Here is a 3,215-nt window from a genome sequence, read left to right as displayed (position 1 = left end):
GGCTTCATCTCCACTTTATATAGTAAAAGAAAAAGTGTTGAACGACTACTCCGTCGAGTAATCATCCAACACTAGGTTAGTATGTTTTACTTGCTGTCATGCAAGGCGTTTATCTCATTTTTAGCTTGTTTACTCAAGCAATTTTGCTTCTTTGAGCAATTCTTCCAGCCAAGTGCCCTGGACCTTCTTCATAGCCCCCTTGACCGCGATCTTCGGCAGCGGCAAGTCCATCTGGTCGATTGGCTTCTTGTCGTTTAAGTAGTAGGTTGCCTTCAAAAGTTCCCGGATACATCTCATTCACCTCATATTAACTTGCTAACTGTTTTCTGATTTTCACCTTGCATTCCAGCATTTATAGAAAAAGTTTTCAAATAAAGCTTTTTCTATAAATATTGGGTACCGGTATAGATAATTTCGATTGAATAAGAAAAGTTAAGTTGGAGGGAGGAGGGGGGAAAAAGCTTTCAAGTTGCTAAGGAAATTTGTTATCATGGAATGGTGCAGATTAAGGATTGGAGCGGATATTGCATATGAAAAGGTTGAAAAGCCTGGCTTTTGTTTACGCCAGCATATTTAGTTTACTGATTGGTTTAGGAGCAGGGATTTTTTGACAATTTCCAGTGAATTAATTTCCCTTTTCTGGTCAAAGCGGACCTTGACCCATCCAGGTCTTCTGCTGCTCCAGTGCCTCTTGTGGATCAGCGACCTGGTTGAAAAGGAAAAGGCAGTGGGCCTTAAAGCTGTAACTGATGGTGAATTCCGCCGCAGCTGGTGGCACCTGGACTTCTTGTGGGGCCTTAAAGGGGAAATCAAGTACGACTACCAATAAAGCTATAAGTTCCATGGGGTCAAGACCCGGACTGACAATGCTGAATTGGGCGGCAAGGTAGCCTACAACCCAGACCATCCTTTCTTTGACCACTTCCTTTTCACCCAAAAGGCGGCCGGGGACGCGGTAGCCAAGCAGACTATTCCTTCACCAACCATGCTCTTCAGAGATAACCGGTCTGACAACTGGCCAGAATTCTACGCTAGCTAGGAAGACTACCTGGCTGACTTAGGCAAGGCCTACAACGAAACCATCAAGCACTTTTACGATCTCGGCTGCCGCTACCTGCAAATCGACGACACCACCTGGGCCTTTTTGATTAGCAAGCTCAATGAAAGCCAGGACAATCCAGAAGAACATGCCAAGTACGTCCACTTGGCTGAAAGCGCGGTAATGGTTATCAACGCTGCTTTGGAAGGCCTGCCGGAAGACTTGACGGTAACGACCCACATCTGCCGGGGCAACTTCAAGTCCACCTTCCTTTTCTCCAGCGGCTATGAACCGGTTGCGCCTTACCTGGCCCAGCTGAACTACAATGGCTTTTTCCTGGAATACGACTCAGACAGATCCGGTGACCTGGCGCCAATCAAGCAGATCTGGAACGGCCGGGAAAATGTCAAGATCGTCTTGGGTCTGGTAACTTCCAAGTTTGGCCAATTGGAAGACAAGGACGCGGTCATCGCCCGCTTAAAGGAAGCCAGCGGCTATGTGCCTTTGGCAAACCTCTTCCTCAGTCCGCAATGCGGCTTTGCGTCAACTGAAGAAGGCAACACCTTGACTGAAGAAGAGGAATGGAACAAGCTGAAGTTCATCAAGGAAGTCGCTGACGAAGTTTAGGGCGAATAAAAACTAAACTGATTAAGGATTACAGAAAAACTCCTGTGCAAGCTAGTAGCACAGGAGTTTATTTGTTGCTTATTCTTTTTTGCCTAATTTAAAACTTTTCGCCGACTTCCGCAGATTCGACATCTGGCAGAGGCTGGCCGTCTTGGTCAAAGTAGCTGTCGATGTCCCGGCACCAAATGATGGCGATGGTATTTTTCCCGCAGTGAACGCCAACAACGGGGCCAATGATGGACCGGTCAAACTTGTCCTTTGGGAAAGCAGCCTGGTAATCTTTAAGCCATTCATCGCCCCGGTCGGGGTTATCCGCGTCAAAAATCGTGGCCTGGATTGGGTAGTCCTTGTTTTCCGTCAATTCGCGGAAGTCGTTTTGGACATGCTTGTAGGCCCGCTTGTATTGCCGTTCCTTGGCAATGGCGGAGATGTGGCCAGTCTTTTGCACGTCCATGGCCAGGATTGGCGTAATGTGGAGTAAGGTGCCGATAAAGCTGGCCGCGTTTGACAGGCGGCCGGTCCGCTTGAGGTGGCCCAAGTTGTCGACCAAGAAACGGACGCCGATCGTCTTGCGCAGGTCTTCCAGGTCCTTCATGATGAGGTCGACGCTGGCTCCGGCATTAACCAGGCGGGCAGCCAAAATGGCGCAGTCAGCCAGGCCGGCACAGGTAGTACGGCAGTCAAAAGGATGAATCTTGATCCGGTCTTCTTCAGCCGCGTAGTTGACCAGGTTGTTGTAGGAGCTGGAGATCCCGCTGGACAAAGGCAGGATGATTACGTCGGTGTAGCCTTCTTCCACGTAGCGGTCGACGAATTCCATGATCTGACCCAAAGATGGCTGGGAAGTGGTCGGCAGGGTCTGGCTAGTAGAGATTTTTTCATAAAATTCTTCATAGCTGATGTCGACCAGGTCGTAGTAGGTCTTCCCGTCCCAAATCAAGGGAATCGGCACCACGTCGATATGATACTTCTCTTGTTGCTCCTTGCTCAGGTAAGCAGAACTGTCGGTTAAAACAGCAATTTTCATATTTTTCCTCCGAGCATTATTATTCTAAAAACTTAAACTTCCCACTTACAAAAGTGGGCTTGTACCTTGAAAATTCAATAGTTTAGCTAATAAAAAAGCACAAGGCCTTTGTTCGCTTGATATAATTCAACTACAACATCATCAATATCAAACGAAAGGCTTGTGCTATGTCTAGTTTACCATCATTCGATACCAAAAACGAACTCAAAATTTCTCGTTCTGTTGAAAAGTTCTTCAAGGACTACAAAGTTATGGAGCTTCTCCGTAGATGTGGGCTCCGCAAGTCCAAAGGAATCCCACTTTGGTCGATCCTTTCATACATCTTCGGTAATGTGTTTCCAGACAGAAGCATGTACATGCAACAGAAGTCTGGCAAGTGTACTGCTGGCTTCTCAAAAAACACCTACTATAGATTCATGCAGAACCCACATATCAACTGGCTTCGCTTCACTATTCTGCTAGCTGAGAGGATCGTCAATGGGCACCTGAAAGATCTGACTTCTGACCAACGTGCCGATTGCT

2 protein-coding genes and 2 pseudogenes are annotated in these 3,215 nt (G+C 47.3%); 2 read left to right on the top strand and 2 right to left on the bottom strand.

Annotated features, from left to right (window positions below):
• Positions 1–129: 129 nt before the first annotated feature.
• Complete coding sequence (locus tag DS743_RS09205; RefSeq protein ID WP_013439891.1) at positions 130–297, bottom strand: hypothetical protein; 168 nt, start codon at positions 295–297, stop codon at positions 130–132.
• 400 nt (positions 298–697) lie between these two features.
• Between DS743_RS09205 and DS743_RS09200 the strand changes: the two are divergent.
• Positions 698–1,666: pseudogene (locus tag DS743_RS09200) on the top strand (5-methyltetrahydropteroyltriglutamate--homocysteine S-methyltransferase); the annotation flags it as partial.
• A 97-nt stretch (positions 1,667–1,763) separates the two neighbouring features.
• Here DS743_RS09200 and DS743_RS09195 read toward each other — a convergent pair.
• Positions 1,764–2,693: a DegV family protein gene (locus DS743_RS09195; RefSeq protein WP_035184699.1), complete on the bottom strand. Its 930-nt coding sequence runs from the start codon at positions 2,691–2,693 to the stop codon at positions 1,764–1,766.
• A gap of 167 nt (positions 2,694–2,860) precedes the next feature.
• Between DS743_RS09195 and DS743_RS09305 the strand changes: the two are divergent.
• Positions 2,861–3,215 (top strand): annotated as a pseudogene (locus DS743_RS09305) (IS4 family transposase); the annotation flags it as partial.

Source organism: Lactobacillus leichmannii (genome assembly GCF_024701915.1).
GTDB lineage: Bacteria > Bacillota > Bacilli > Lactobacillales > Lactobacillaceae > Lactobacillus > Lactobacillus delbrueckii.
Note: the sequence above shows the minus strand (reverse complement) of the source record. Positions and strands in the feature narration are given on the sequence as shown.